This is a genomic window from Natrinema sp. 74, from assembly GCF_046097095.1.
Classification (GTDB): domain Archaea; phylum Halobacteriota; class Halobacteria; order Halobacteriales; family Natrialbaceae; genus Natrinema.
In genome coordinates this window covers 1688705-1713591 of the sequence record NZ_CP175698.1, presented here as the reverse complement: position 1 = coordinate 1713591, position 24887 = coordinate 1688705, and the positions used below count along the sequence as shown (strand labels likewise).

The following is a 24887-nucleotide window of genomic DNA, read 5'->3' as shown; positions in this document are numbered from 1 at the left end:
CCGGCCGTTCTCGCGGAAAAACGTCGGAGTCGGGCGGATTTAGCTGATTTCGTCGTACTGCTCCGAGAGCTTCTCGGCGGCCTCGCCGAGCTGGTTGCGCTCGAACTCGGTCAGGTCCCACTCGACGATTTCCTCGACGCCGTCGGAGCCAAGCTTGACCGGAACGCCGAAGGCGGTGTCCTCGTGGCCGAACTCGCCCTCGAGTTTGACGCTGCCAGGCAGCACTTCGCCGGTATCGCGCAGGATGGCCTCGACCATGTGGCCGACGCCGGTCGCCGGCCCCCACTGGGTCGCGCCTTTCTTCTCGATGACGTTCATCGCCGAGGTCTGGAGTTCGGAGAGGAGTTCCTCCTTTTCGTCCTCGTCGAACTCGAGGTCTCGCCCGTTGACCCGAACCTTGGAGAAGACGGGGACCTGCGCGTCGCCGTGTTCGCCGAGAATGGTCGCGTCGACGTTCTGGACCGGCGCGTCGAACCGCTGGGAGATCACGTAGCGAAAGCGGGCGGAGTCGAGCCGGCCGCCGAAGCCGATTACTTTCTCGCGGGCGCGATCGCCCGTCTCGTAGAGATGCCGATTCAGGAGGTCGACGGGATTCGACGTGGTGACGGTGACGAAGTCGTCGTTGTGCTCGGCGATCGAGGTGCCGATGTCCTCCATGATCGGCGCGTTGTCGCCCGCCAGATCGATCCGCGTCTGGCCCGGTTGGCGCGGGATACCCGCCGTGATGACGACGACGTCCGAGCCGGCGGTGTCCTCGTAGCCGCCCTGCCGGATCGTCGTGTTCGAGTCGTAGGCCACGCCGTGGTTGGCGTCGGCGGCCTGTCCGATCGTGTCGTCTTCCTTGTCCGGAATGTCGACGAAGACGAGCTCGTCCGCGATGTCCCGAAGCGCAATGTTGTAGCCCGCAGCGGCCCCGACGGTGCCGGCCGCGCCGACCACGCTAACTTTCGTCATACCACGTTTTACTCCACCCGCATCCGCGTTAAATCCGTCGAAACCCACGACTTCGGACAGTTTGACGATGCATATTACGACGAACGACGAACGCTGTGGCCGTGGCCCGATTTCCCACGGTTCGCCGCGAGACCGAACCGATCAAATCTCGGGCTCGCGACCGTTCTCTCGATGCGCGTCAGCGTCATCGGCGGCGGCACGGTCACCGACGAACAGGCGGCCCGCGCCGAGGCGGTCGGCCGCGAACTCGGCAGCCGCGGACACACCGTCGTCTGTGGCGGCCGCGGCGGAACGATGGAAGCGGTCTGTCACGGCGCGAAAGAAGAGGGCGGGACGACGATCGGAATTCTGCCGAGCGAGGACCGCGAACGGGCGAACGACGACGTCGATATCGCCATCGCAACCGGCCTCGGCCACGCCAGAAACGCCCTCGTCCCGCTGAACGGTGACGCCGTCATCGCGCTTGCAGGCGGCGTCGGCACGCTCTCGGAAATCGGCTTCGCCGGCATCTACGACCGACCCATCGTCGGCCTCGAGACCCACGCGCTGTCGGATCTCGAGATCGACCTCGAGACCGTCGAAACCCCGGCGGCCGCGGTCGACGCCGTCGAGGTCGCCACAGACCGGTGATCGGACCCGTCGCGACTCGTTGACTGTCGGGTGTCGCAGCTTTTTCGACGCTCGGACACGTCTCAACGGACATGAGCGACTTCGACAAGGAAGCCGAGCGCGAGAAGCTTCGCGAGAAGTACGAACGCGACAAGGAAGAGCGCGAGGCGACCCAGCGGATGAGCGATCTGCTGCTCAAGGGCGCGACGATGACCAACGCCCACTGTGGTACCTGCGGCGACCCGCTCTTCCAGCAAAACGGGACCACCTTCTGTCCCAGCTGTCACGGCAACCCCGACGCCGTCGAGGGAACCGACCTCGAGGCCCAGCCGGCCGACGGCCAGTCGTCGACGGACGAGTCCGCCACGGAAGAGCCCGCCGGGCAAGCGACGGCTGACGCTGGACGCGCCGACGAAACGCGGACCGACGCGACGACCGCCTCGACGCCGGAGACCGCCGCCACCAGCGCTGAAGCCGACTCGGTGGCCGACGCCAACGCGGACTCGACCGCTGTCCGCCGCCAGCGCGGCGACGACGGTGCCCGTGACTCCCGCTCCGAGGCGGCCGCCTCGAGTGCCGACCCACAGCCACAGTCGCCAGCGCCTCGATCCGACGACCGCCGGCAGACACCGCCGTCTGACGGCGCGTCCGCCTCCTCCGACGCTGCCGACGGCCGATCGGCCACTGCCGCCTCGTCTCGGCGTGACGCCGCGATGAGTCCTCCCTCGGTCGACGGCGGTCTCGAGGCCGCCCGCGACGACCTCGTCCGCGCCCTCGAGAAGTTCGCCGCGGAGGCCGCCGCAACCGACGATCCTAAACACGCACGCGAGTGCCTCGAGGCAGCTCGAGAGGCCGGCGAGACGCTGTCGACGCTGCGGTAACACCTTCGGCTATGCGAGAGCAGACGCGCTTCGATTCAAGCCGAGACCGCATCGATCGATTCCGACGGGAAACATATACCAGCAGGTATAAGTTTAGCAAAAATATATAACCGTTCGATAAATCGCGTTCGGCCGGCCGGTCTCGCTGCTGTGGCAGTCGGGTTCCGACCGCGCCCGCCCTCCACGGCTGCCGGCGTGCTCGCCGCGACCGATCGTCGACCCAGTCACCCACTACATATCCAACGATGGCACTTGGATTCGTCGTACTACTCACGATACTCGTCGTTTGCACCGGCCTCGTCGGAACCACCACGCTCTGCGTCGGCCGAACGGGCCTCCGTCGAACCGCGGCCGAACTCGACGATCGGCTCCTCGAGATCGCACCGTATCTCGGCGTCGCGGCGCTGTTTTTCCTGGCGAAGCGGGCGACACATAAACGTAGCCTGAAAATCTCGCGCGCGCTCGACTGGGACCTCACCGCGGAGATCTACGCTATCGAAGGCGAGTTCGTCGCGGTCCTGCAAAACGTCATCCCGCACCCGGGCACGCTCGAGTTCTTCTCGGCGATGTACATGTTCGGCTTCCCGTTCCTGCTGGTGACCGCGCCGATTCTCTATTTCATGCTGCCGACCCAGCGCCACCTCAAGGAACTCCTCGTCGCCTACGTGTGCAACTACGCGATCGGCTCGCTGTGTTACACGCTATTTATCGTCTACGGCCCGCGAAATCACCTCTCGTCGGTCTCCGGACTTATGTACAAGTTCTATCCGCAAACACAAGACATGACGGCAGCCGTCTCGGCGAACACGAACGTTTTCCCGTCGCTGCACACGTCGCTGTCGGTCGTCGTGATGCTACTCGCCTGGCGATCGCGCGAGGAGTACCCGCGCTGGTTCCGAATCGCCTCGATCGTGGCGACCTGCGTCGTCTTCTCGACGATGTTCTTGGGCATCCACTGGCTGATCGACGTGATCGCGGGAATCGTCCTCGCCGTCGGCAGCGTGTTCGCAGCCGAGCGACTCGTCGGCCGGGCGGAGGGAGGGACCGATCCGACGCCGCCCCTCGACGAGGCGACGGACGGAATTACCTCTGAGTCCGACGACTGACTCCGCCGTCGCTCACTCGTTGCGCCGTCCTTTCAAACAACCTACTTATTATAGCAACATATTTACCACCTTCATCTAAATACCCGATAGGATGACAAATGATGAATAGGAAATCCCATTCCTTTGGAGTAATCCTTGTAGCAGTTGTCGTAATCGCTGCCGTTACGCCTTCCACCGTCGCCGCATCGGAGTCGAGCGTTCGGCTGGAACAGTCCACTTGGACTGCCGAACAGGGTGAAACAGTCACCCTCAACATGACCGTTACCGGCACTGACAAAGCGACGGTACGGATCAACAACACGGCGATAGACGGGACAGAGGACGCTGATTTCAGCGCGACCGCCACCGTTATAGATACTGACGGTGACGGGAAAGCACCTGTCTTCCTTGACACCGGTTCGCTCGGCGATGGCCCCGCCGACGATGCGTTCAGCGCAGGCGATGGGGCAGAAGTCACGAACAAATCACAAACCGACCTCGGGAAACGCCTCCAACCGGACCAGTACCCCGTCGCGATAACGACCGATGGGAAACGAGAGGATGCCGGAATACTCGTCGTCAACGAGGCGGTCACTGAGGACAATCAATCGGCGACGGACACTGGGGATGGTGGATCGAACACCACCGGTACCGAGGGTACTGCAACTGACGGCGGCGATGAGATCCCCGGATTCGGTATCAGCACAGCGTTAGTTGGTATCGTCATCTCAGTCGTCTTTGCCTTGCGAACGTCACCGAATCGAGACTGAACTGCGCTCGGTCGGTAATCCGTTCTTCGTGACTCGAAATGAGACGGCTGGCTTCGCCTGCTTCGCTCCTACGTGGTATCGGAATATCGTGCCGTTGATCCCGATCCGCTACCCCGAATAGTCGCTCCCGACGACCTCCCGAATCCGCTCTGCAGTTACCGTCCCGACGCCATCGGCCGCCTGTAACTCGTCTTCGGTCGCAATCATCACGCCCTCGACGGTGCCGAACTCCTCGAGCAACGATCGTGCCGTGACGGGTCCGATTTCGGCGATGGAGGCGACGACGTACTCCTGTTGTTCGCTCAGGGTCTTGCTGCCCTTCTCGCCGTGGACCGACACCTCGCGGTCGGCGGTCGCCTGTTCGCGGCCGGCGATCACCGCGAGCAGTTCGGTCGTGTCGTCCTCGCGTTCGGTCCGCAAGACGCTCGCGCCGAAATCGACGGCGAGACTCGAGAGCGCGCCTCGTACCGCGTTCGGGTGCACGTCGCGCTGTTCGTACAGTCCCTCGCCCTCGACGATCACGATCGGCCGTGAGTAGTGGCGGGCCATCGCGCCGACCTGCTCGAAGACCGACCGGTCGCCGCCGACCAGCGAGTCGACGAAGTCCGCGACGGACTTGCGCTCGACGACGACCCGATCCGACAGGACGTAGTCGCCGACCTCGAGCGTCTCGAGGCGCACGTCGATTTCCTCCCGTCGCGAGAGGTCTCGGGCGATGTTGGCGTCCATCTCGCGCTGATCGGCGACGATTTCGACGGTCTCGCCCTCGGCGTGCGGTTCGTGCGTTTCGGCCGCGTTGTCTGCCGACTCAGCGGTGTCGGCTCCGTCGTCGAACTCCTGCAGTCCCGGCCGGTCGCCGACCCCTCCGCTTCCGCTGGAAGAGTCGCCGACGGCGTCGGGGGTCTCGCCGTCGCCGTTTACTTTCGCTCCGCGTTCTCCGTCGTCCTCGAAATCGGCAAGCGACTGCTGGGAGTCGTCGAGTTCATCCGCTAAGTCGTCGGCCATCCCCTTCAGGTCGCGCAGCTCGGACTCCATCTCCTTCTCACGGCGGCGCGAGATCCAGAAGTAGGCCTCGTCGCGGGTGTCCTCGGCCATGAGGACGACGACGCGGCCCTCGGACTGGCGGCCAGTCCGACCCTTCCGCTGGATCGAGCGGATCGCGGTCGGGACAGGCTCGTAGAAGCACACGAGGTCGACTTCCGGCACGTCCAGGCCCTCCTCGGCGACGGAGGTCGAAACCAGCACCTCGAACTCGCCGGCGCGGAACTCGTCTAACACCTCCTGTTGCTGTTTCTGGGTCATCCCGTCGGAGCCCTCGCGGTCGCCCTGTCCGACGAACCGCTTGGCGTCGAAGCTCTCCGAGAGGAACTCCGTCAGCGCCTCGGCCGTGTCCCGGGACTCGGTGAAGACGATGACGCGCTCGCCGCCCTCGAGCCCCAGCGTTTCGGCGAGTAGCATCCGCGCTTTGCTGTACTTGGGGTGGAGCTCGTCGAAGCTCTCGGCCTTTCGCATGGCTTCGCGGACGCGAGGATCGGAGACCATCCGCTGGCTCGCCTTCGACGCGCCCGACGAGCGAGCCTGATTGCGCTGGCGCTCGAAGTACCGGCGCAGCGCCTCGACGCTCTGGGTCTCCACGAGGGTGACGGCCTGTCGGAGCTTCATCACCTCCGCGTGGATCGACATCCCCTCGAATCCCTCCGACTGGTCGTTGTCGATCAACTGCTGTAGTTCGGCCCGTATCCGGTTGAGATCCTTCTGGGACTGATCGGGTTGGGTCGAACTCGCTACGCCCAGTTCCTTGAGCTTCTCGAGGCGCTCTGTGATCACCTCGTTAAGCGCATCCCGGATTTCTATGACCTCCTCGGGGAGGTCGATCCGCTCCCACTCGACGTCGGTCTCGTGTGTGAACTCGTCGACGTCGGCGTCCTCTTCGGTCATCACCTCGACTTCCTGGAGGCCGAGATTTTCGCAGACCTCGAGGATGGCCTCCTCGTCGCCGCCGGGCGAGGCCGACATGCCCGTCACGAGCGGCTGATCGGCGTCTTCGTGGTAGCGCTCGGCGATGTAGTTGTAGGCGTAGTCGCCGGTCGCGCGGTGGCACTCGTCGAACGTGATGTGGGTCACGTCCGCAAGCGAGATGCGGCTCCCGACGAGGTCGTTTTCGATCACCTGCGGGGTCGCCATTACGACCGTCGCCGACTCCCAGGTCTCGGCGCGGTCGTCGGGGCTCACGTCGCCGGTGAAGACGACGATTTCATCGTCGGGGATCTGCAGGGCCTCGCGATAGAAGTCCGCGTGCTGCTGGACGAGTGGTTTCGTCGGCGCGAGCATCAGGGATGTCCCGCCGACCTCCTCGAGTCTGCGCGCCGTCACGAGCAGGCTCACCGTCGTCTTCCCCAGCCCCGTGGGGAGACAGACGAGGGTGTGGTGGTTCGCGGCCGTGCCCGCGAGTTTCAGCTGGTAGAGTCGCCGTTCCAAGAAGTCGGGTTCGAGGAGCGGATGCTCGATCGACGGCGTCGTCGCGTCCTCGTCCGTCGCTGCCATTACCGGGCGTTCATCCCCGCTTCGAATAAGGGTTCTCGTACCGCGGTGAAAGTGGTCCGGCGCTCGAGCGGTGACGAGACGCCACGTCGCGCTACCGATTCAATCCGTCGAGCCGATGGTCGGCCATCGGTATAAGCCCGCTCGCGACGGAGAGTGCGTATGGAAACGCGTACGAACTCCCTCCCCGTCCCCGATCCCGGATCGCTGCTTCGGGCAGCCGGGTTCGTCCTTCTGGTAAACGTCGTCGGCGGTCTTCCGGGCATCCTCTCCTCGCCGGAGAGCGCCTGGTTCCGGAGCCTCGCGAAGCCGTGGTTCTACCCGCCGACGATCGCGTTTCCGGTCGTCTGGACGACCCTGTTTACGCTGCTCGGCGTCGCGCTCTGGCTCGTCTGGCGCAGCGACGACGACGGCCGGCGGCTCGCGCTGGGGCTGTTCGCCGTACAGATGTTGTTCAACGTCGTCTGGACGCCGACGTTTTTCACGCTCGAGGCGCTGTTCGCCGCGTTCGCCGTCATCGTCGTCCTCTGGGTGCTCATCGCCGCGACGATCCTCGCATTCCGCCGGGTCGACCGCCGCGCGGCGGCGCTGCTCGTCCCGTATCTCGCCTGGGTGACGTTCGCCGCCGTCCTCAATGCCGAGCTCTGGCGGCTGAACGCGTAGCCGTAGCGGCTTCCTGGCCGGGGGTCACTGTTCGGGCAGCCACCACGTGAAAGCGATCGCGACGGCCACGAGCGCGGCCAGCACGAAGTACGCCTTGTCGAAGTAGCCCCGGTCGGCGAGCGCGCCGAACGCGACCGGACTCAGCGCGCCGATGGTCATGTAGACGGTCCGCAGGAAGCCGAGTCCCGTTCCCTGCATGTCCGAGGGAAACGCCGAGGTCATATACGGCAGGGTGATCGTCCCGTAGCCGAGGATGCTCGAGAGAAAGACGGTCCCGACGACGAGCGGCCAAAACCCCTCGAGGAAGGGAAGTGCGACCAGCGAGACGACGACGACGCCCAGCACCGGCGGCAGTGATTTCCGGATGCCGAACCGGTCGTAGAGCCGGCCGGTCAGCGGCTGGACGACAATTCCCGCCGCGAAAAAGGCGCTGAAGAGTCCGGTCGCGACACCCTCGGAGAATCCCTTGACCCGAATCAAGTAGGTCGGATAGAAGCCGGTGAACGCCTGCCAGACGCAGTAGGTAAGAATCTGGATCGCCGCAACGGTGAGGATCTCCGGGCGGCGAAGTTCGGAGAGCACGTACCGAACCGTCTCGAGCGAGACGCTGTCGACGGCGCTGGTCGACCCTGAGGTGCGCGATGGGACGGCGAACCGGAGGCCGATCGCGACGGCGGCAAACGCCGGGACGACGAGCCCGAACCCGTACTGCCAGGCGAACGCCGACGCGATGCCGCCGGCCGCAAGCGGCAACAGCGTGTTGCCGGCCTGGCCCGCCGCCATCGTCACGCCGATCGCGGTCCCGTCGTTGTCGGGATAGGTATTCGACAGCGTCGTAAAGCGGGCGACGCCGTACAGCGCCGTTCCGAAGCCGAACGCCGCCGTGGCGACGTAGACAACCGGTGCGGAGCCGGCGACGGCGACGAATCCGAGCGTCACCGCCGAGATCACGGTGCTCGCGACGAGGACGTTCCCCTCGCCGACTCGGTCGGCGAGCAGGCCGCCGGGGAGCTGTCCCAGCGCGTAGCAGAGCCAGAGCGCGGTGAGTAGGAATCCGGCCGTCGTTAGATCGAGGCCGTAGGTGTCTCCGAGGTACGGAAGTAGTACCGGATACGCCAGCCGAACTCCGATCGAGAGAAACCAGCCGGCGGCGACGGCGACGAGAATCGAACCGCGCCCGTCCGCGACGAAGGCCCGCACGTTCGACAGTCGGTCGATCGCTCCCAGAGATGACACGGTGAGTACTGTCGTTTCGCAGCGAGCGCCTTGATAGCTCCAGAACGATACGGGTTTGCCGATTTCGGAACCGGCCGATACGCCGTCGCGCAATCACCGTGGGCCACGCAATGGGATCACGCGGCGACGAGTTTCAGCGCGGCGAACGCCAGACAGGCGGCGTAGATCGGAATCGTCAGGTTGTCGTCGATGATGTAGGTGCGGACCTCGAGGGTGACGCCGTCGGCGATGGTCGCGCCGACTGCGGCGATCACCGCGACGGGCAGCGGCAGGAACGGGATTGCGACGAGCGTGGAGACGAGAAACATCGTTCCGAGCACCTTCGGCGGCTTGATCCGCTGGAGGCTGTTGTCCGAGACCGTGCCGCTGATCGGGTCGCCAAGCGAGAGCATCAACATCGCGGGGAGGGCGATGTCCGGGTCAAACGCCACCACGACGGCGGCCATGCTGATCAGGTACAGGGCGTAGGCGGCGGGGTTATCCTGTTCGTACTCGCGGGTCAGCACCTCGTAGAGCCGCCAGTCGAGCCCGATCCAGAGCCGAAAGAACTCGAGGATAAGCGCACCGCTTGCGAGGACGATCATGAACGCACGAAAGTGCGTCCACGTCAGCCCGACCGCCAGATAGTCGGCGAGCAGCCAGAGCACGACGAGGCCCGAGCCGCTGGCGTGGACGAGCCGCCGCTTCAGTTCGTCGGCCATCGTATCGTGCCTCGAGTGAAGTGACCTTCAGTGCGTCGATCAATTCCAACCTTTTACGCTGCGCTCACTCGCTTCGCTCGTTCGCTCGGTAAAAGGTTGATCAAAAGCCTCCTCCTTCCCCGCCAGCCGCGCCGTGCGCGGCTTCTGGGTCAGTCGTCGGCTCGATCGCTCACCTCGTTCGCTCGCGGATGCGACAGAGTTGGATGCCGCCAGCGCTGGCGAGACAACCGCTTACAGCTCCTCGAACTCAAGGTCGCCGGCCCGGATCGCCGACAGCGTCTCGGGGAGGTCGTCGATCGGGAGCCGTTTCTGGGCCGTCGAGTCGCGTTCGCGGACCGTGACGCCGCCGTTCGCTCGCGGGGTATCCCCGCTCGCGTCATCCGAGGCGCGTTGCGCCTCGCTCTCCTCGATGCTCTCGTAGTCGACGGTCACGCAAAACGGCGTGCCGACTTCGTCTTGCCGGCGGTAGCGCCGGCCGATATTGCCCGAGTCGTCGTAGGTGACCGACAGTCCCGCCTCGCGCAGGTCCGCAGCGATATCTCGAGCTTCGGCCTCGAGTTCGTCGTCGCTTTGCAGTGGGAAGACGCCGACGAAGGTGGGCGCGACTTCGGGCTCGAGCTCGAGGAAGGTACGCTCTTCGCCGTCGACCTCGTCCTCGCGGTAGGCGTGGTGGAGGACGGTGTAGACCAATCGGTCGATGCCGAAGGAGGGCTCGACGACGTGGGGCGTGATATGCTCGCCGGCCTCGGTCTGTTCCTCGACCGCGAAGCCGGTCTTCTCGACGGGAAGCTCGTGGCTCTCGCCCTCGAGGTCGATCTCGACCGCCTCACCGTCAAATGCGGAGCGGTCGCGAGCCGCGAGGTCCTCGAGTTTCCCGACCACTGCCTGCGCGTTGCCCCCGAACTCGGGGCCGAGATAGCTCATGTCGGGGTCGACCGTCGCGCGCTCGACGGTCTTTGGCTCGTCGTACTGCCGGAAGATCGTAAAGCGGTCGCCGGAGTGTTCGGCGTGTTTCGAGAGGTCGTAGTTGCCGCGGTGGGCGAAGCCGGACATCTCGATCCAGTTGCCGTCGATCTCGCTCTCGGCGTCCCAGCAGTCGCTGGCGTAGTGGGCTCGCTCGCCCGAGAGGTGCTGGCGGTAGCGAAACCGGTCCATGTCCACGCCGACTGCCTCGTACCACGGCTTCGCGACGCCGAGGAAGTACGCGACCCACTGGTCAGTGATGATGCCCTCGGCGACGGCCTCGCCGATGGTCATCTCGATCTCCGAACCGTCCTCGGCGTTTTGCTCGCTGGCCGGATACAGCGTCACCTCGACGTCCTCGACACTCGATAGGTCGGGTTCGTCGGTCTCGGGGTCGACGAAGTACTCGAGTTCGGCCTGTGTAAACTCCCGCGTGCGAATGATCGAGCGTCGGGGGCTGATTTCGTTGCGGTAGGCCCGGCCGATCTGGGTGACGCCGAAGGGAAGCTGGTTGCGCGCGTACTCCTTGAGCCGGGGGAATTCGACGAAGATGCCCTGTGCGGTCTCGGGCCGCAGATAGCCCGGCTGGGAGTCACCGGGGCCGATGTTCGTCGCGAACATGAGGTTGAACGTCTCGACGGCCTGGCCCGCGAGTCCCGCGCCGCAGTTCGGGCAGACGAGTTCGTACTCCGCGATGACGTCCTCGACTTCGGGAACTGGAAGGCTCTCGGCGTCCTCGTACTCCGTCTCATCTTCGACGACGTGGTCCGCCCGGTGGCTCTCGCCGCACTCGGGACACTCGACGAGCATGTCGTCGAATCCCTCGAGGTGGCCCGAGGCTTCGAAGACGGGCTCGGGCATGATCGTCGGCGCGTCGATCTCCATGTTGCCCTCCGCGACCGCGAAGCGCTCGCGCCAGGCGTCCTCGACGTTGCCTTTCAGCGCCGCGCCCTGCGGGCCGAAGGTGTAGAAGCCGCCGACGCCACCGTACGCACCCGACGACTGGAAGAAGTACCCACGCCGTTTCGCCAGTTCGGTCAGCCTCTCGCTCGTCGGTTCGATCGCCGTGTCTTCGCGCTCACTCATAGAGGACCTCCAGCAGATCGACGTCACGGACGATGCCGACCAGCTGCTCGCCCGTGACCAGCGGGATCTGTTCGATGTCGTTGCTGATCATCCGCTGGGCGGCCTCTTGGACCGACGTGTCGGCCGAGACCGTCACGACGTCGTCGCTCATGAACTCCCGGATCGAGCCCGCCGGAATCTCGATGTCGCGGGTCGGGAGGTAGCGGCTGCCGACGGCCTTGATCCCCTCCCAGGACCACTCGTCGTCCTGATCGCCGAAGTTGTTGCCGGTCGCCTCCTCGCCCTCGACGATCCGGGCGACCTCGAGGATGTCGACCTCGGTGAGGACGCCGCTCATCTCTCCGTCATCGTCTAACGCGACGGTGTACGGAACGTTCGCGTAGGAGAGCTCCCGTTCGGCGACCGGCAGGGGCGCACCCTCGTAGGTCGTGTTCACGTCGTCGCTGACGTAGGCCTCGACGCTTCCCGACGTCTTCTGGTCGCCCGTCGCGATCGCGTGGATCACGTCCGTCACCGTGACGATTCCTTCGAACTCGCCGTCGACGACCGGGACGCGCCGTGCGCCGTTTTCGACCATCGTCTGTGCGACCTCCTCGAGTGCGGTCCCGGCGGTCGTCGTCGGCACGTCCTCCTCCATCAGTATGACGAGCTGGTCCTCGTCGGGCTGTTCGATCAGCGTCTCCCGGGAGATCAACCCCCGGTACTCGAGGCCGTCATCCGTCGGCTTGACGACCGGAACGGACGAAAACGACTGTTCTTGGAGATACTCGAGGACGTCCGAGCGAGTACCTGGCAGGTCAGCGGTCACCACGTCCTCGCGGGGCGTCATCGCGTCGGCTACGTTCATATCCCGTCGGTACGGCGAAAATGAGTATAAACCCAGTGTTTCATAGCCCGCCATCCGTCCGATTACCGATTGGTATCATAAACGGACAGTCCGATTCGATGAGTTTATATACATGTGGGAGTGGATCTCACTCATGGCGACGGACCCCCACGCCATGACGTCCGACGACACCATCGTCGGTTCGATCGATTCGACGGCCGCGAGCGATGAGTACGTCATTGCAGACATTTCCGCCGACGGTGCCTGGCTCTCCATGCAGGCGGACGACGCGCCGACGCTTCCGGCCTGGCGATAACTGGGGTGTCCGTGACTAATCGTCGACGAGTCCGGTCGCGACCCCCGTCGCGGCCGATAACGGCATACCGATAGTCGCTGCGTTCGTTTCTGTTGCCCACTGTTCGTATGCGTCCCGCGTCGGAAACGCCCGGACCGTCGGACAGATCGCGGCGTAGGCGTCCTCGAGCGTCGGCTTCTCGCTCGCGGTTGAAGCGTCGGTCGCGATCCCGAACGAGACGGCCGCCGTCGACGGCGACGCGGTCAGTCCGCCGTCGCCCGTCGCTCGTGCCTCGACGACTTCCCCGCTCGGACTCTCCGTGCGAATCTCGATCGGTTCCGACGCCAGTTCGGCGAGCGCGACGGCGTCGTAGAAACATCGGAAGTGGTACCGGGTGCCGTCGAGGTCGCCCCAATGAGCCGTCTCCCCGTCGGCGTGACAGAGGTCGTCGGCGTCGATCGACCCGCCGCCGGTCCGCTCCCGGAGTTCGGCGACCCAGTCCTCGAGCGTCGCGATCGATGCGTCGCCGAAGAACTCCGCCATCGCCGTCCGAACGTCGTCGGGCAGGGGCGTTTCCATGACGGACGCACCGCCGAGCCAACGGTCGCCCGACGGCTCGTCCGCTCGAGATCCCTCGGCGGACTGTCGTTCGACTGTGCCACAGCATTCGCAGGATTGCTCCGTCATACACCGTTACTTCGAGCCGCGAAGTACTTGTACTGTCGAGTCCGAAGTAACGGAGTAACTTCGGTGACCAAAAGCGATGAGCGAATCCGCCGACGACCGACTCGAGCCGACCGATTCGCCCTGTGACGTCGACTGCTACTGCCAACTCGACGGCTTGATGGAGCTTCTCAGCCGCCGGTACGCGATGCAACTGATCTGCGTCGTCGGCGCGATTGGCCCTGCGCGCTACGGCGAGATCGAGGACGCCTTCGAGGACGTAAGCAGTTCGACGCTCTCGAACCGGCTCGAGGACCTCGTCGACGCCGGCTACTTGGACCGAGAGCAGTACGCGGAGATTCCGCCGCGCGTCGAGTACGATCTCACCGACGACGGCGAGGAACTCTGCCGGCGGCTCCAGCCGCTGCTCGAGTGGGCCGCCGACCGAGAGGCGTAGCGACGCGAGCGGGATCAGACCGATACCGGTCGGTCGCCATCACGCGACAGTGGAGTGCACAGATTACGCGGGTAGACGGTCGACCAGAACGGTAGCTGTCAGATCACTGTGATCGAGGACGGTGGAAGGAAAGAGCGGTCGTCTGCGAGTGCCGGTCATCTGTCGCCGCCTCACCCGGTGAGGAAGCCACCGGGTGGAATACGCGTCGCAGGGCGGCCGTCCTCGTCCGGCGTCTGATCGTCACCGAACGTTGGGGAGTGAGCGATCGTTCGTCGCGCTTTCGCGATTCGCTGCGTGCCTGCCGTGACGGTGGCGAATATCTTACTCATACACGAGTAAAGAAGAGCGAGAGACGTATAAGTATTTTCGAGATGAAAGATCGTGTTGATTCGACGGTGCGATCGTGTCAGTCGGCGTCGCCTGATATCTGACTCTCGAGCGACTTAATACGATATACGGCCAGATTCATGCACTATCGGATCTCGAGTGACGGAGGCGGACGAAACATAGTTTATATTATATACTCGCCGGGTCACCGATGCAGGTGACACGCGGCGAACCGTTCGCCCGTTCCGTCGGCCGACTCGAGTTCGTACGCCGGCCGTTCGCGCGCACAGACGCTCCGGTCGGCGAAGGACGCGAGCAGCAGGTCGGTCGCCGCTTCCCACTGCACCGTCTCGTCTTCCTCGCGGTCGCCGTCGGTCTCGCAATCGGTCGCGACGAGATCGATCGCCTCCGCGACGATCGACCCCGCCTCGCCCTGCGGCGGGTCGCCGTCGAAGAACTCGGCTTCGATTTCGGCGGCTGACAGCGGCTCGAACGTCCGGCGCTTGACTGCGCGCATGAACGTTCGCGTTCGCTCCCACTCCCCGTCGGCCCAGTCGTACTCGTCAGGCGCGATGAGGCACGGACATCGCGTTCGGAACCGACACCCGGAGGGCGGATCGGCCGGGCTCGGCACCTCGCCCTGGAGTACCCCTCTGGACCCCGCTTCTCGCGGATCGGGGACGGGAATCGACTCGAGCAAGGCCCGCGTATACGGGTGCTGCGGGGTTTCGAACAGCTCCTCTTTCTCCGCGAGTTCGACGATGTGGCCCAGATACATCACCGCCACGCGGTCGGAGATGTGGCGGATTACGGAGAGATCGTGGGCGATAAAGAGGTAGGTGAGGCCGAACTCCGCCTGAAGCTCCGCCATCGTGTTCAGCACCTGCGCCTGAATGGAGACGTCCAGCGAGGAGACGGGCTCGTCGCAGACGACGAAGTCCGGATCGACCGACAGTGCCCGTGCGAGGTTGATCCGCTGGCGCTGCCCGCCGGAGAAGGCGTGGGGATACCGGTTGTAGTGGCGCGGGTCGAGTCCTACCTTCTCTAAGAGTTCCTTCGCCCGCGCCTCTCGGCCCTCATCGTCGAGCATCCCGTGGGCCCGCATCGGCTCCTCGATGATCCGGCCGACTTTCATCCGCGGGTCGAGCGACGACTGCGGGTCCTGAAAGATCATCTGCATGTCCGACCGGGTCTGGCGCAGCTCCTCTCCGCCGAGGTCGGCCAGGTTCTCTCCCTTGAAGTAGATGTCCCCCTCCGTGGGCTCGAGCAGCCGCAGGATCGTCCGTCCGAGCGTGCTCTTGCCACAGCCCGACTCGCCGACCAGTCCGAGCGTTTCGCCCGGCCGAATCTCGAGGGAGACGTCCTCGACGGCCTCGACCTGGCCGCGGTCGACGCTGATCGGCGGGAACTGACCGGGATCGAACTGCACGCCCGCCAGCAGCCCCGACTCCTGGGCGAAGTGCTTGGTAACGCCCTCGAGTTCGAGCAGCGGTCCCGCTCGCTCGTCGCTGCGTTCTTCGTCCAGTCGAATGCCGCTACTCACCGTCCTCACCTCCGCTGTCGTCCGCGACCGGATTGGCCGCGAGTTCCGACTCCGGCTCGACCGTCTGCCGGCTCTTCTCGGCCGTCGCCCCCTCGAGCGGCGGGCTCCTGTCGTACTCGACATCGAACGCGTCGTGTTTCACGCAGGCCGCGCGGTGGGGCTGGCCGTCGGCGTCGGCGACGATCCTCGTTTCGGGATGGACCCGCTTGCAGGCCTCGTGCGCGTCGGGACAGCGCGGGTGGAACCGACAGCCCGACGGCGGGGTTATGGCCTCGGGCATCACGCCCGCGATCGGCTCGAGGTCGTCGACGGTCTGATCGGGCCGGGGGATCGAGTTCAGCAGGGCGTTCGTGTAGGGGTGTTTGGTGTCATAGAACAGTTCGTCGACGGGCGCTTGCTCGACGATCTCGCCTAAGTACATGACGTTGACCCGGTCACAGATCTCGGCGACGACGCCCAGATCGTGGGTGACCCAGATGAAGCTCGTCCCGTATTTCGCCTGAAGGTCGTCGACGAGGTCGAGGATCTGGCCCTCCACCGTCACGTCTAGGGCCGTCGTCGGTTCGTCGGCGATGATCAGGCTCGGCTCGCAGGAAAGCGCCATCGCGATGAGCACGCGCTGGCGCATTCCGCCGGAGAACTGGTGGGGGTACTCCTCGTAGCGCTGCTCGGGGTCGGGGATGCCGACCTCGCGGAGCATGTCGATCGCCTCCGCGCGGGCCTCGTCTTCGGGCAGGCCGCGGTTGAGTTCGATGACCTCCCGGAGCTGTCCTCCCACGGTGAAGACGGGGTTGAGCGACTCCATCGGGTCCTGAAAGATCACCGCGATCTCGTTGCCCCGAATGCGGGTCCGGATCGCCTCGTTCGAGAGGGCGTCCTCCCGCTGTCGGGGCTCGCCGTCCGGTCCCGCTTCGATGCCGACGATCGTCTCGCCCCTGTAGGTGATCTCGCCGGCGACGATCTCGCCGGGACTCTCGACGAGGCGCAAGAGGCTCATCGAGGCGACCGATTTACCGGCGCCGCTCTCGCCGACGAGGCCGACGATCTCGCCCTCGTAGACATCGAAGGAGATGCCATCGACGGCGCGTACTGTTCCGGCTTCCGTTTCGAACTGCGTCTTCAGGTTCTCGACGTGAAGTAGTGGTTCCGAACTCATTGTCAGTCGTCGATTCGCGGATCGAGGGCGTCCTGCAGGCCGTCGCCGAACAGGTTGAAGCCCATGATGGTGATCATGATCGCCAGCCCCGGCCAGATCGAGAGCCAGACGTTCGAGTGCATGTAGCCGTGTGCGGTCTGGAGCATCGCACCCCAGTCCGGGGTCGGCGGCTGTGCGCCGTAGCCGAGGAACGAGAGCCCGGCCACGATGAGGATCGTCACGCCGATCTGCAGCGTCGCGTACACCAACACCGGCGCGAAGCTGTTCGGGACGACGTGTCGCATGATGATGTGTCGGTCTTTCACGCCGGCCGCTCGAGCCGCCTCGATGTAGTCCATCTCGCGGATGCTCAGGACCCGACTGCGGATGATGCGGGCGAAGACGGGCACGAACGCGATCCCGACGCCGAGCACTGCATACCAGATGTTCGCCCCGCCAACGAAGACGGTAAAGACAATGATCAGGATCAGCGGCGGGATCGCGTAGATCGTCTCGACGAGCCGCATCAGCGTGTCGTCGACTCGGCCGCCGTAGTAGCCGGCGACCGCGCCGACGACCGTCCCACCGGAGAGCCCGATGAACGTCGAGATCAGCCCGACGAACACCGACACCTGCGTCCCGTAGACGATTCTGGTGAAGTAGTCCCGCCCGGTACTGTCAGTTCCGAGGGGGTGCTCGAGCGTGCCGCCTGCCGGTAACGGGTTCCAGGGCTGTTCGGCCAGCGGGAAATACGGCGGCATGTGCTGCGTTCCCTCGCCTGGGTCCGGAATGTGCGTCGGATGGTCGAAGATCGGGAGGAGTTTCGCGAACGTGAAATCCGACAGCCGCCCGAACGTGAGCACCGAGAGGTGGCTGTCCACGAACGCGTAGACCGCGACGAACAGGACGGTCGCGACGATGTACAGCCCCCAGCGCGCCGTCGTGTCTCGTCGAATCTGCGCGACGGTGTGACGCCAGCCGACGCGCGCCTCGACCTCGTCTTCGGCCGCCGCACCGCCGGTCGCCGAGTCTCGATCGCCGTCGTAGTGTGAGTCGCCGATTGCCATGGTTACTCTCGCTCTCCGTAGGTGACTCGCGGGTCGACGTACGCATACGAGATGTCGGTGATGATGACGCCGACCACGAATAGGACGCCGAGCATCATCGTGACGCCCATCACGAGCTGGTAGTCGTTCTGCTGGATCGCGTTGACGAACAGCTGTCCCATCCCGTTGATGTTGAACACCGTCTCGACCAGCACCGCACCGCCCAGCGCCGTCGACAGGTTGAGGCCGATGATGGTGATGATCGGCAGCTGGGCCACCTGGAAGGCGTGCTTTCGTAGAATCGTCCGCTCGGGCACGCCGTAGGCCCGCGCTAACTTGACATACTCGCCCTGCAGCGACTCGATCATCTGCGTGCGCTCGACGCGCATGATCGTCGCCATCTGCAGCGTCCCCAGTGCGATCATCGGCAACAAGAGGTGTCGTACCGTCTGGTAGTACAACTCGAGCCGGCCGTCGATTCCCCGGTAGGAACTGGGCGGTCGCCACGGGTAGACCAGCCCGCTCGAGGGGAGCCAGCCGAGTTTCACCGCGAATATCAGGATTAGGACAATCCCGATCCAAAAGGACGGGGTGCTGACGCCGATAAGCGCGGTGATCCGCGAGGCGTGATCGGCCGGGTCGTTGCGCCGGTCGGCAGCGACGATCCCGAGCGGGATCGCCGTCACCAGCGCGAACGCGTACGCCGACAGGACCAACAGGAGCGTCGGCCCGAGCCGGTCGATCATCAGGGCGGCCACCGGCCGTTCGTAGTAGATGCTCTGCCCGAGATCACCTCGGAGCAGGCCGCCCATATACGTCAGGTAGCGTTCGTGTAACGGTCGATCGAGTCCGTACTTCCGTTCGATTGCCCTGACCAGTTCCTCGCTGTGTTCCTGGCCCTGGAGCATCAGACTGACTGGATCGCCCGGCCCCAGGTTCGCGAGCAGGAACGTGATGACGGAGATCCCAATCAGGACCGGAATCGCCTGCAAGAGTCTGTACGTCGCGTATTTGAGCAGTTTCATTGATCCGCGAATTGGTCTGGTATCTCGTCGCGTTCGTCTCGAGTCGCCGTCGCCGCTGTCGGGTCGGCAAACTCGTTCGACGCCTCGATCGGGGAGATCGCTCGAGCGAATGCCGTCACTCGAGCGAGACGTTCGTGTACTCCGCGACGAGGGTCGGGTTTCGCGTCACCTCCGGATGCGCCTGGAGGCCGGAGACGTAGTCGCGCGAGGCCATCGTGTTGTCTTGGGTGAACGCCGGCAATACGGGCAACTGCTGGACGATCTCCCGGATGACGGGCTCGTAGATGTCGTAGCGCTTCTCTTGGCCGGCCGAGTTGCGGCCTTCGGCGATCGCCTGGTGGAACCCGTCGCTCCCGCCGTAGTAGTGGCCCTGATTCGTCCCCGCCTGACTCTCGTGGAAGAGCGGGTAGAGGTAGTAGTCGGGGTCGGGACCGCCGGTCCACCCCAGTAGGTACATGTGATAGTCGCTGGCCTTCCCGGTGGTGTACTTCTCGACGAGCGTCGCGAAGTCGAGCACCTCCACGTTGGCCCCGTAGCCGATCTCGTCCAACCGAGTGGCGATTCGCTCGGCGAGTTGTGCGCGGATTCCCTCCGGCGTGATGATCGTCGGCGCGAAGCCCTGGGGCGCGTGTTGGTCGAGCAGCGACTGGGCCTGATCGGGATCGTACGACGGCAGCATGCCCTTGTACTCGTCTTCCGGGAACCCCCAGACTTCGTTGACAACCGGCGGGATCGGGCTGTACATCGGCGAGGTCACGTTTCCCGCGTTCGACTCGATGAAATCCGACATCGAAAACGAGTGGGCGATCGCCTTCCGCACCTGCGGGTTGGTCGTCGGGCCCTCGTTGCAGTTGAAGGCCATGTACATGAACGTCGGACTCTCTGCCGAGTGAAGCGTGACGCCCTGCTCGTTCTTGAGGACACTCCAATCGTCGTTCGGAATCCCCGCGATGGCGTCGGTGTTCCCCGCTCTGATGTCGGAGACCCGGCCCGCGTTGTCGTCGTGGGCGACGAAGCGGACGCTGGGAACGTTCGGCTCGAGGTCGTCCCAGTAGTCGTCGTTGCGTTTTAGGTCGACGTACTCGTTTTCCTGCAATTCGGCGAACGTAAACGGGCCGGAGCCGACCGGATTCGTGTTATACGCGTCCCGATCCTCGGTTCGAACGCTCTTCGAGACCACCGTGACGCCCATCGTCGCGAGTTCGAACGGGCCGTACGGCTGCTCCCCGAGGTCGACCTGCAGCTGTGAGTCGTCGATGACCTCGGTGGTTTCAATCATGTCGTACTCGGAGGCGTTCTCCGTCTCCTCCTCGACGGGCGCGACGAACGAGTGTTCGACGTCTTCGGCGGTCACCTCGTCCCCGTTGTGGAACGTCGCACCCTGCTCGAGCTCGAAAATGAACCGCGTTCCCTCGCGCTCGACCGTCGGCGGCCCGGTCGCGAGTTTCGGCTGTAACTCGAGGTTCTCGCCGTACTCGTAGAGCCCGTCGAAGACGAGCTGAACCACCTGAAAGCTATATGCGTCGTTCGAAACGACCGGGTCGAACTGTTCCTCGCGCGATTGCTCCTGCGTGAAGTGGAACCGATCGTTGTTTCCGGACCCACCGCCGCCACCGATACACCCTGCGATCACTGACGCGGAGACGGCAGCTCCCGTGCCGAGGAGTCGCCGCCTGGTAATTTTTGCCACATTCTGTGACATACCGTAACACGTCCCATGGACTCTCCCTTATAACTTTTGATATATGGTCCATTTACTGTTGGATAGTTGGGTTAATATTCACATATTCGTTCAATACTTCGACGAAGTTGGACTATCTGGCGCTATTCTGTGCTCTAACGGGCAAACGAATCCATTGGCTACTGTTTATGGCCATCAGTTCGCACTATTGCGTGGTGTGGTATCATGAGCCAGTTACCGTGGCCGAACGCGGGACTTTTTCTACCGGCAGATACTGGTGTGTCGTATGAACTATCGAGCCGTCGAACCCACTGAGGAGTACGTTGCTCGCCTCGAGACGGGAGCCGACTGGCGGGCCGAGGTCGAGGCGCTCGCGGACGCGGTCGAGGCAGACGCCGCCTGGTTTACCGCCCTAGGCGCGGTCCAGGACGCCGAACTGTGGTTCTACGATCAGGACACCTGTGAGTACCACCCGATCGAGTTCGACGAACCGCTCGAGGTCGCCGGCTGTACCGGGAACGTGTCGTGGCTCGAGGGTGAGCGGTTTGCTCACACGCACGCGGTCCTCTCGGGGCCCGACGGCGAGACGGTCGCCGGCCATCTGAACGAGGCGACGGTCTGGGCCGGCGAGGTCCACATGCGCGTTTTCGAGGAGCCTCTCGAACGTGAATACGACGAGGAGACCGAACTGGATCTCTGGCTCTGACATGCGGGCCGAAGACGAGCGCTACTTCGAACGCCTCGAGTCACAGCTCGACGAGGCGTTCGACGTGGCCGAGCGGGCCAAAGAACGGGGCGGCGATCCGAAACCCGAGGTCGAGATTCCGGTCGCCAAGGACATGGCCGACCGCGTCGAGAACATCCTCGGGATCGACGGTGTCGCCGAGCGCGTCCGCGAACTCGAGGGGGAGATGAGCCGCGAGGAGGCCGCGCTCGAACTCGCGGAGGACTTCGCCGAGGGCCGCGTCGGCGATTACGAGACGAAAGCGGGCAAAGTCGAGGGCGCGGTCCGGACCGCGGTCGCCCTGCTGACCGAGGGGGTCGTCGCTGCTCCCATCGAGGGGATCGACAAGGTCGAGATCCTCGAAAACGACGACGGGACGGAGTTCGTCAACGTCTACTACGCCGGTCCGATCCGCTCGGCCGGCGGGACCGCACAGGCGCTGTCGGTACTGGTCGCAGACTACACCCGTGCACTCGTCGGCCTCGAGTCCTACGACGCCCGCGACGACGAGACCGAGCGCTACGCCGAAGAGATCTCGCTGTACGACAAGGAGACTGGCCTCCAGTACACGCCGAAGGACAAGGAGACGAAGTTCATCGCGAAACACATGCCGATCATGCTCGACGGCGAGGCCACTGGCGACGAGGAGGTCTCGGGCTTTCGCGATCTCGAGCGGGTCGACACCAACAGCGCCCGCGGCGGGATGTGTCTCGTCCTCGCGGAGGGGATCGCGCTGAAGGCCCCGAAGATCCAGCGCTACACCCGAAACTTAGACGAGGTCGACTGGCCGTGGCTTCAGGACCTCATCGACGGCACCTACTACGACGCCGGCGACGAGGAGAGCGCGGACGACGGGGGCGACACGGACAGCGACGACGAGAGCGAGGACGCGGCCGACGCCGAGTCGGCGGCCGACGAGACTGACGACAGCAACGGCGAACTCGCAGGCCCGCCCCGCGTCGACGAATCGACGAAGTTCCTCCGGGACCTGATCGCCGGCCGCCCCGTCTTCTCCCATCCCTGCGCGAAGGGCGGCTTCCGGCTGCGCTACGGCCGGGCGCGCAACCACGGCTTCGCGACCGCCGGCGTTCACCCCGCTGCGATGCACCTCGTCGACGACTTCCTCGCGACGGGCACCCAGATCAAGACCGAACGCCCCGGCAAAGCGGCGGGCGTCGTCCCCGTCGATTCCATCGAGGGACCGACGGTCAAACTGGCAAACGGCGACGTTCGCCGGATCGACGACCCCGAGGACGCCCTCGAGATCAGAAACGGCGTCGAGGAGATCCTCGACCTCGGCGAGTATCTGGTCAACTACGGCGAATTCGTCGAGAACAATCACCCGCTGGCCCCCGCCTCCTACACCGACGAATGGTGGATTCAGGACCTCGCGGCCGCCGGCGCAGACACCCAGGCCCTCGAGGACGACCCCCGGATCGACCTCGAGCATCCCGACGCCGAGGACGCACTCGAGTGGGCCCGCGAGTACGACGCGCCCCTCCACCCCGAGTACACCTACCTCTGGCACGACCTCTCGGTCGACGCCCTCTGTGACCTCGCGGCGGCGGTCACCGACGGCCGGATCGAGGACGATGGAGACGATAGCGTCCTCGTCCTCACGTACGATGAGGCCGTCAGTGACGCCCTCGAGACGATCGTCATCGAACACTGCCAGCGCGAAGACGAGGACCGCATCGAGGTCGACGACTGGCGGCCGTTCGTCCACACGCTAGGCTGTCACCCCCGGCGGACGGCCGCCGACGGCGCTGCACTCGATCCCGACGGCCGGGAAAGCGAGTCCGCGATCGAACTCGAGCGCACGTGGACCCGCGCCGACCTCTCCGATCGCGCGCGAACGTGGGGTCACGAAACCGAGGGCGACAACGCCATCGAAGCGGTCAACGAGGTCGCTCCCTTCCGAGTCCGCGAACGCGCCCCCACGCGGATCGGCAATCGAATGGGCCGGCCCGAGAAATCGGAGCGCCGCGATCTGAGCCCGCCGGTCCACACGCTATTCCCGATCGGGGAGGCCGGCGGCGCACAACGCAACGTCGCCGATGCGGCCAAACACGCCGAGACGATGTCGGACACGCCCGGCGTCGTCGAAATCGGGATCGGTCGCCAGCGCTGTGAGTCCTGTGGCACGGAGACGTTCAAGAACCGCTGTCCCGACTGCGACGCCCGGACCACGCCGGACTACCGCTGTCCCGACTGCGACCAGCGCCTCGAGCCAGACGACGCCGGCCGCGTCGAGTGCGACCGCTGCGAGCGCGAGGGCACCTGCGTCGAACCCCGCGAGATCGACATCAACGATGAGTACCGCTCCGCCCTCGAGTCGGTCGGCGAGCGCGAGAACGCCTTCGACATCCTGAAAGGCGTCAAGGGGCTCACCTCGACGAACAAGATTCCCGAACCCATCGAAAAGGGAATTCTACGGGCCAAACACGACGTTTCGGCGTTCAAAGACGGGACCGTCCGCTACGACATGACCGACCTCCCGGTCACGTCAGTTCGGGCGAGCGAACTCGATATCGACGTCGGCCAACTGCAGGCACTTGGCTACGAAACGGACATCCACGGCGAACCGCTCACCCACGAGGACCAGCTGGTCGAACTCAAAGTACAGGACATCGTCCTCTCGGACGGCGCGGCCGAACACATGCTCCAAACTGCCGACTTCATCGACGATCTCTTGGAGCAGTACTACGGCCTCGAGCCGTTCCACGAGTTCGACGATCGGCAGGACCTCGTCGGCGAACTCGTCTTCGGGATGGCACCGCACACCTCGGCAGCAACTGTCGGGAGAGTAATTGGATTCACGAGCGCGGCGGTCGGATATGCTCATCCGTACTTTCACGCCGCGAAGCGAAGAAATTGCGACGGTGACGAAGACTGCGTCATGCTCCTTCTCGACGGCCTTCTCAACTTCAGTAAGTCGTTCCTGCCCGACCAACGGGGGGGCAAGATGGACGCGCCCCTCGTCATGTCCTCCCGGATCGACCCCTCCGAGATCGACGACGAGGCTCACAACATGGACGTCGTCTCGCAGTATCCCCGCGAGTTTTACCTCGCAACCCGCGAGCAGGCCGACCCCGGGGACGTCGACGTCGAGATCGCCGAGGAGAACCTCGGTACCGATCTGGAGTACACCGGCTTCGAGCACACCCACGACACCACCGACATCGCGATGGGTCCCGACCTCTCGGCGTACAAGACGCTCGGCTCGATGATGGATAAGATGGACGCCCAACTCGAGCTCTCGCGGAAACTCGAGGCGGTCGACGAGACCGACGTGGCAGAGCGGGTCATCGAGTACCACTTCCTGCCGGACCTCATCGGTAATCTCCGTGCCTTCGCCCGCCAGGAGACCCGGTGTCTCGACTGCGGCGAGAAGTTCCGTCGGATGCCCCTGACCGGCGACTGTCGGGAGTGTGGCGGCCGCGTCAATCTCACCGTCCACAAGGGCTCGGTGAACAAGTACATGCAGACCGCGATCCAGGTCGCCGAGGAGTACGACTGCCGGCCCTACACGAAACAGCGCTTAGAGGTCTTAGAGCGCTCGCTCGAGAGCATTTTCGAGAATGACAAGAACAAGCAAAGCGGCATCGAGGATTTCATGTAGGAAATTTGCGCTGCGTGCGGTCGCGAAGCGATCGCACTCGGGAAAATTTCCATC

General features: G+C 64.7%; 22 protein-coding genes. 9 read left to right on the top strand and 13 right to left on the bottom strand.

What is annotated here, in order from left to right; all coding sequences use genetic code 11:
• Positions 1 to 39: 39 nt before the first annotated feature.
• A complete protein-coding gene (gene mdh / locus ACJ70B_RS08535; RefSeq protein WP_408959973.1) occupies positions 40 to 954 on the bottom strand; it encodes a malate dehydrogenase in 915 nt (304 codons plus the stop codon).
• Between the two features lie 171 nt (positions 955 to 1125).
• Between mdh and ACJ70B_RS08530 the strand changes: the two genes are divergently transcribed.
• The 4 genes from ACJ70B_RS08530 to ACJ70B_RS08515 all read left to right on the top strand — a co-directional run bounded on the left by ACJ70B_RS08530 (position 1126) and on the right by ACJ70B_RS08515 (position 4299).
• Entirely contained in the window at positions 1126 to 1584 is a 459-nt protein-coding gene (locus ACJ70B_RS08530; RefSeq protein WP_408959972.1) for a TIGR00725 family protein, read from the top strand.
• 71 nt (positions 1585 to 1655) lie between these two features.
• On the top strand, positions 1656 to 2444 hold the full coding sequence (locus ACJ70B_RS08525) for an Sjogren's syndrome/scleroderma autoantigen 1 family protein (protein ID WP_408959971.1): 789 nt from the start codon (positions 1656 to 1658) through the stop codon (positions 2442 to 2444).
• A gap of 245 nt (positions 2445 to 2689) precedes the next feature.
• A complete protein-coding gene (locus tag ACJ70B_RS08520) occupies positions 2690 to 3550 on the top strand; it encodes a phosphatase PAP2 family protein (RefSeq protein WP_408959970.1) in 861 nt (286 codons plus the stop codon).
• Between the two features lie 254 nt (positions 3551 to 3804).
• The gene (locus tag ACJ70B_RS08515) at positions 3805 to 4299 is read left to right on the top strand and encodes a hypothetical protein (RefSeq protein WP_408959969.1); all 495 of its coding nucleotides are present in this window, start codon (positions 3805 to 3807) and stop codon (positions 4297 to 4299) included.
• Positions 4300 to 4407: 108 nt separating this feature from the next.
• Here the strand turns inward: ACJ70B_RS08515 and ACJ70B_RS08510 are convergent, their stop codons facing one another.
• Positions 4408 to 6843 (bottom strand): DEAD/DEAH box helicase, encoded by a 2436-nt coding sequence (locus ACJ70B_RS08510; protein ID WP_408959968.1) that lies wholly within the window; start codon positions 6841 to 6843, stop codon positions 4408 to 4410.
• 159 nt (positions 6844 to 7002) lie between these two features.
• Here ACJ70B_RS08510 and ACJ70B_RS08505 point away from each other — a divergent pair, with 159 nt between their 5' ends.
• Complete coding sequence (locus ACJ70B_RS08505) at positions 7003 to 7503, top strand: TspO/MBR family protein (protein ID WP_408959967.1); 501 nt, start codon at positions 7003 to 7005, stop codon at positions 7501 to 7503.
• Positions 7504 to 7527: 24 nt separating this feature from the next.
• Here ACJ70B_RS08505 and ACJ70B_RS08500 read toward each other — a convergent pair whose 3' ends face one another.
• The 4 genes from ACJ70B_RS08500 to ACJ70B_RS08485 form a co-directional block, all read right to left on the bottom strand.
• Positions 7528 to 8739, bottom strand: a complete 1212-nt coding sequence (locus ACJ70B_RS08500) for an MFS transporter (RefSeq protein ID WP_408959966.1) — start codon at positions 8737 to 8739, stop codon at positions 7528 to 7530.
• 116 nt (positions 8740 to 8855) lie between these two features.
• Positions 8856 to 9440 carry a dolichol kinase gene (locus tag ACJ70B_RS08495; protein WP_408959965.1) on the bottom strand — a complete coding sequence of 195 codons (585 nt, stop codon included), beginning with the start codon at positions 9438 to 9440 and terminating at the stop codon, positions 8856 to 8858.
• A gap of 231 nt (positions 9441 to 9671) precedes the next feature.
• A complete protein-coding gene (gene glyS / locus ACJ70B_RS08490) occupies positions 9672 to 11489 on the bottom strand; it encodes a glycine--tRNA ligase (protein ID WP_408959964.1) in 1818 nt (605 codons plus the stop codon).
• The gene (locus ACJ70B_RS08485) at positions 11482 to 12336 is read right to left on the bottom strand and encodes a CBS domain-containing protein (protein WP_408959963.1); all 855 of its coding nucleotides are present in this window, start codon (positions 12334 to 12336) and stop codon (positions 11482 to 11484) included. Before ACJ70B_RS08485 ends, glyS begins: the two co-directional genes overlap by 8 nt.
• Before the next feature lie 133 nt (positions 12337 to 12469).
• Here ACJ70B_RS08485 and ACJ70B_RS08480 point away from each other — a divergent pair, with 133 nt between their 5' ends.
• Positions 12470 to 12631 (top strand): hypothetical protein, encoded by a 162-nt coding sequence (locus ACJ70B_RS08480; RefSeq protein ID WP_408959962.1) that lies wholly within the window; start codon positions 12470 to 12472, stop codon positions 12629 to 12631.
• 15 nt (positions 12632 to 12646) lie between these two features.
• Here the strand turns inward: ACJ70B_RS08480 and merB are convergent, their stop codons facing one another.
• On the bottom strand, positions 12647 to 13297 hold the full coding sequence (merB, locus tag ACJ70B_RS08475; RefSeq protein WP_408959961.1) for an organomercurial lyase: 651 nt from the start codon (positions 13295 to 13297) through the stop codon (positions 12647 to 12649).
• A 76-nt stretch (positions 13298 to 13373) separates the two neighbouring features.
• Between merB and ACJ70B_RS08470 the strand changes: the two genes are divergently transcribed.
• Entirely contained in the window at positions 13374 to 13730 is a 357-nt protein-coding gene (locus ACJ70B_RS08470) for a winged helix-turn-helix transcriptional regulator (RefSeq protein WP_408959960.1), read from the top strand.
• A gap of 170 nt (positions 13731 to 13900) precedes the next feature.
• On the opposite strand, the gene ACJ70B_RS08465 is transcribed toward ACJ70B_RS08470, so the two are convergent.
• The 6 genes from ACJ70B_RS08465 to ACJ70B_RS08440 all read right to left on the bottom strand — a co-directional run bounded on the left by ACJ70B_RS08465 (position 13901) and on the right by ACJ70B_RS08440 (position 20508).
• Entirely contained in the window at positions 13901 to 14059 is a 159-nt protein-coding gene (locus ACJ70B_RS08465; protein WP_408959959.1) for a hypothetical protein, read from the bottom strand.
• A 203-nt stretch (positions 14060 to 14262) separates the two neighbouring features.
• Positions 14263 to 15600: an ABC transporter ATP-binding protein gene (locus ACJ70B_RS08460; protein ID WP_408959958.1), complete on the bottom strand. Its 1338-nt coding sequence runs from the start codon at positions 15598 to 15600 to the stop codon at positions 14263 to 14265.
• A complete protein-coding gene (locus tag ACJ70B_RS08455) occupies positions 15593 to 16756 on the bottom strand; it encodes an ABC transporter ATP-binding protein (RefSeq protein WP_408959957.1) in 1164 nt (387 codons plus the stop codon). Before ACJ70B_RS08455 ends, ACJ70B_RS08460 begins: the two co-directional genes overlap by 8 nt.
• A gap of 2 nt (positions 16757 to 16758) precedes the next feature.
• Complete coding sequence (locus ACJ70B_RS08450) at positions 16759 to 17802, bottom strand: ABC transporter permease (RefSeq protein WP_408959956.1); 1044 nt, start codon at positions 17800 to 17802, stop codon at positions 16759 to 16761.
• 2 nt (positions 17803 to 17804) lie between these two features.
• Positions 17805 to 18806 (bottom strand): ABC transporter permease, encoded by a 1002-nt coding sequence (locus ACJ70B_RS08445; protein WP_408959955.1) that lies wholly within the window; start codon positions 18804 to 18806, stop codon positions 17805 to 17807.
• A gap of 115 nt (positions 18807 to 18921) precedes the next feature.
• A complete protein-coding gene (locus tag ACJ70B_RS08440) occupies positions 18922 to 20508 on the bottom strand; it encodes an ABC transporter substrate-binding protein (RefSeq protein WP_408959954.1) in 1587 nt (528 codons plus the stop codon).
• Between the two features lie 265 nt (positions 20509 to 20773).
• Here ACJ70B_RS08440 and ACJ70B_RS08435 point away from each other — a divergent pair, with 265 nt between their 5' ends.
• Together ACJ70B_RS08435 and ACJ70B_RS08430 are read left to right on the top strand one after the other, a co-directional pair.
• Positions 20774 to 21193, top strand: a complete 420-nt coding sequence (locus tag ACJ70B_RS08435) for a PPC domain-containing DNA-binding protein (RefSeq protein ID WP_408959953.1) — start codon at positions 20774 to 20776, stop codon at positions 21191 to 21193.
• Between the two features lies 1 nt (position 21194).
• A complete protein-coding gene (locus tag ACJ70B_RS08430; protein ID WP_408959952.1) occupies positions 21195 to 24833 on the top strand; it encodes a DNA polymerase II large subunit in 3639 nt (1212 codons plus the stop codon).
• Positions 24834 to 24887 lie beyond the last annotated feature (54 nt).

What these genes read in the sequence shown, in the direction of transcription:
- mdh (WP_408959973.1), bottom strand. Translation starts at nt 954, where the DNA reads ATGACGAAAGTTAGCGTGGTCGGCGCGGCCGGCACCGTCGGGGCCGCT.
- ACJ70B_RS08530 (WP_408959972.1), top strand. Translation starts at nt 1,126, where the DNA reads ATGCGCGTCAGCGTCATCGGCGGCGGCACGGTCACCGACGAACAGGCG.
- ACJ70B_RS08525 (WP_408959971.1), top strand. Translation starts at nt 1,656, where the DNA reads ATGAGCGACTTCGACAAGGAAGCCGAGCGCGAGAAGCTTCGCGAGAAG.
- ACJ70B_RS08520 (WP_408959970.1), top strand. Translation starts at nt 2,690, where the DNA reads ATGGCACTTGGATTCGTCGTACTACTCACGATACTCGTCGTTTGCACC.
- ACJ70B_RS08515 (WP_408959969.1), top strand. Translation starts at nt 3,805, where the DNA reads ATGACCGTTACCGGCACTGACAAAGCGACGGTACGGATCAACAACACG.
- ACJ70B_RS08510 (WP_408959968.1), bottom strand. Translation starts at nt 6,843, where the DNA reads ATGGCAGCGACGGACGAGGACGCGACGACGCCGTCGATCGAGCATCCG.
- ACJ70B_RS08505 (WP_408959967.1), top strand. Translation starts at nt 7,003, where the DNA reads ATGGAAACGCGTACGAACTCCCTCCCCGTCCCCGATCCCGGATCGCTG.
- ACJ70B_RS08495 (WP_408959965.1), bottom strand. Translation starts at nt 9,440, where the DNA reads ATGGCCGACGAACTGAAGCGGCGGCTCGTCCACGCCAGCGGCTCGGGC.
- glyS (WP_408959964.1), bottom strand. Translation starts at nt 11,489, where the DNA reads ATGAGTGAGCGCGAAGACACGGCGATCGAACCGACGAGCGAGAGGCTG.
- ACJ70B_RS08485 (WP_408959963.1), bottom strand. Translation starts at nt 12,336, where the DNA reads ATGAACGTAGCCGACGCGATGACGCCCCGCGAGGACGTGGTGACCGCT.
- ACJ70B_RS08480 (WP_408959962.1), top strand. Translation starts at nt 12,470, where the DNA reads ATGGCGACGGACCCCCACGCCATGACGTCCGACGACACCATCGTCGGT.
- merB (WP_408959961.1), bottom strand. Translation starts at nt 13,297, where the DNA reads ATGACGGAGCAATCCTGCGAATGCTGTGGCACAGTCGAACGACAGTCC.
- ACJ70B_RS08470 (WP_408959960.1), top strand. Translation starts at nt 13,374, where the DNA reads ATGAGCGAATCCGCCGACGACCGACTCGAGCCGACCGATTCGCCCTGT.
- ACJ70B_RS08465 (WP_408959959.1), bottom strand. Translation starts at nt 14,059, where the DNA reads ATGAGTAAGATATTCGCCACCGTCACGGCAGGCACGCAGCGAATCGCG.
- ACJ70B_RS08455 (WP_408959957.1), bottom strand. Translation starts at nt 16,756, where the DNA reads ATGAGTTCGGAACCACTACTTCACGTCGAGAACCTGAAGACGCAGTTC.
- ACJ70B_RS08450 (WP_408959956.1), bottom strand. Translation starts at nt 17,802, where the DNA reads ATGGCAATCGGCGACTCACACTACGACGGCGATCGAGACTCGGCGACC.
- ACJ70B_RS08445 (WP_408959955.1), bottom strand. Translation starts at nt 18,806, where the DNA reads ATGAAACTGCTCAAATACGCGACGTACAGACTCTTGCAGGCGATTCCG.
- ACJ70B_RS08440 (WP_408959954.1), bottom strand. Translation starts at nt 20,508, where the DNA reads ATGTCACAGAATGTGGCAAAAATTACCAGGCGGCGACTCCTCGGCACG.
- ACJ70B_RS08435 (WP_408959953.1), top strand. Translation starts at nt 20,774, where the DNA reads ATGAACTATCGAGCCGTCGAACCCACTGAGGAGTACGTTGCTCGCCTC.
- ACJ70B_RS08430 (WP_408959952.1), top strand. Translation starts at nt 21,195, where the DNA reads ATGCGGGCCGAAGACGAGCGCTACTTCGAACGCCTCGAGTCACAGCTC.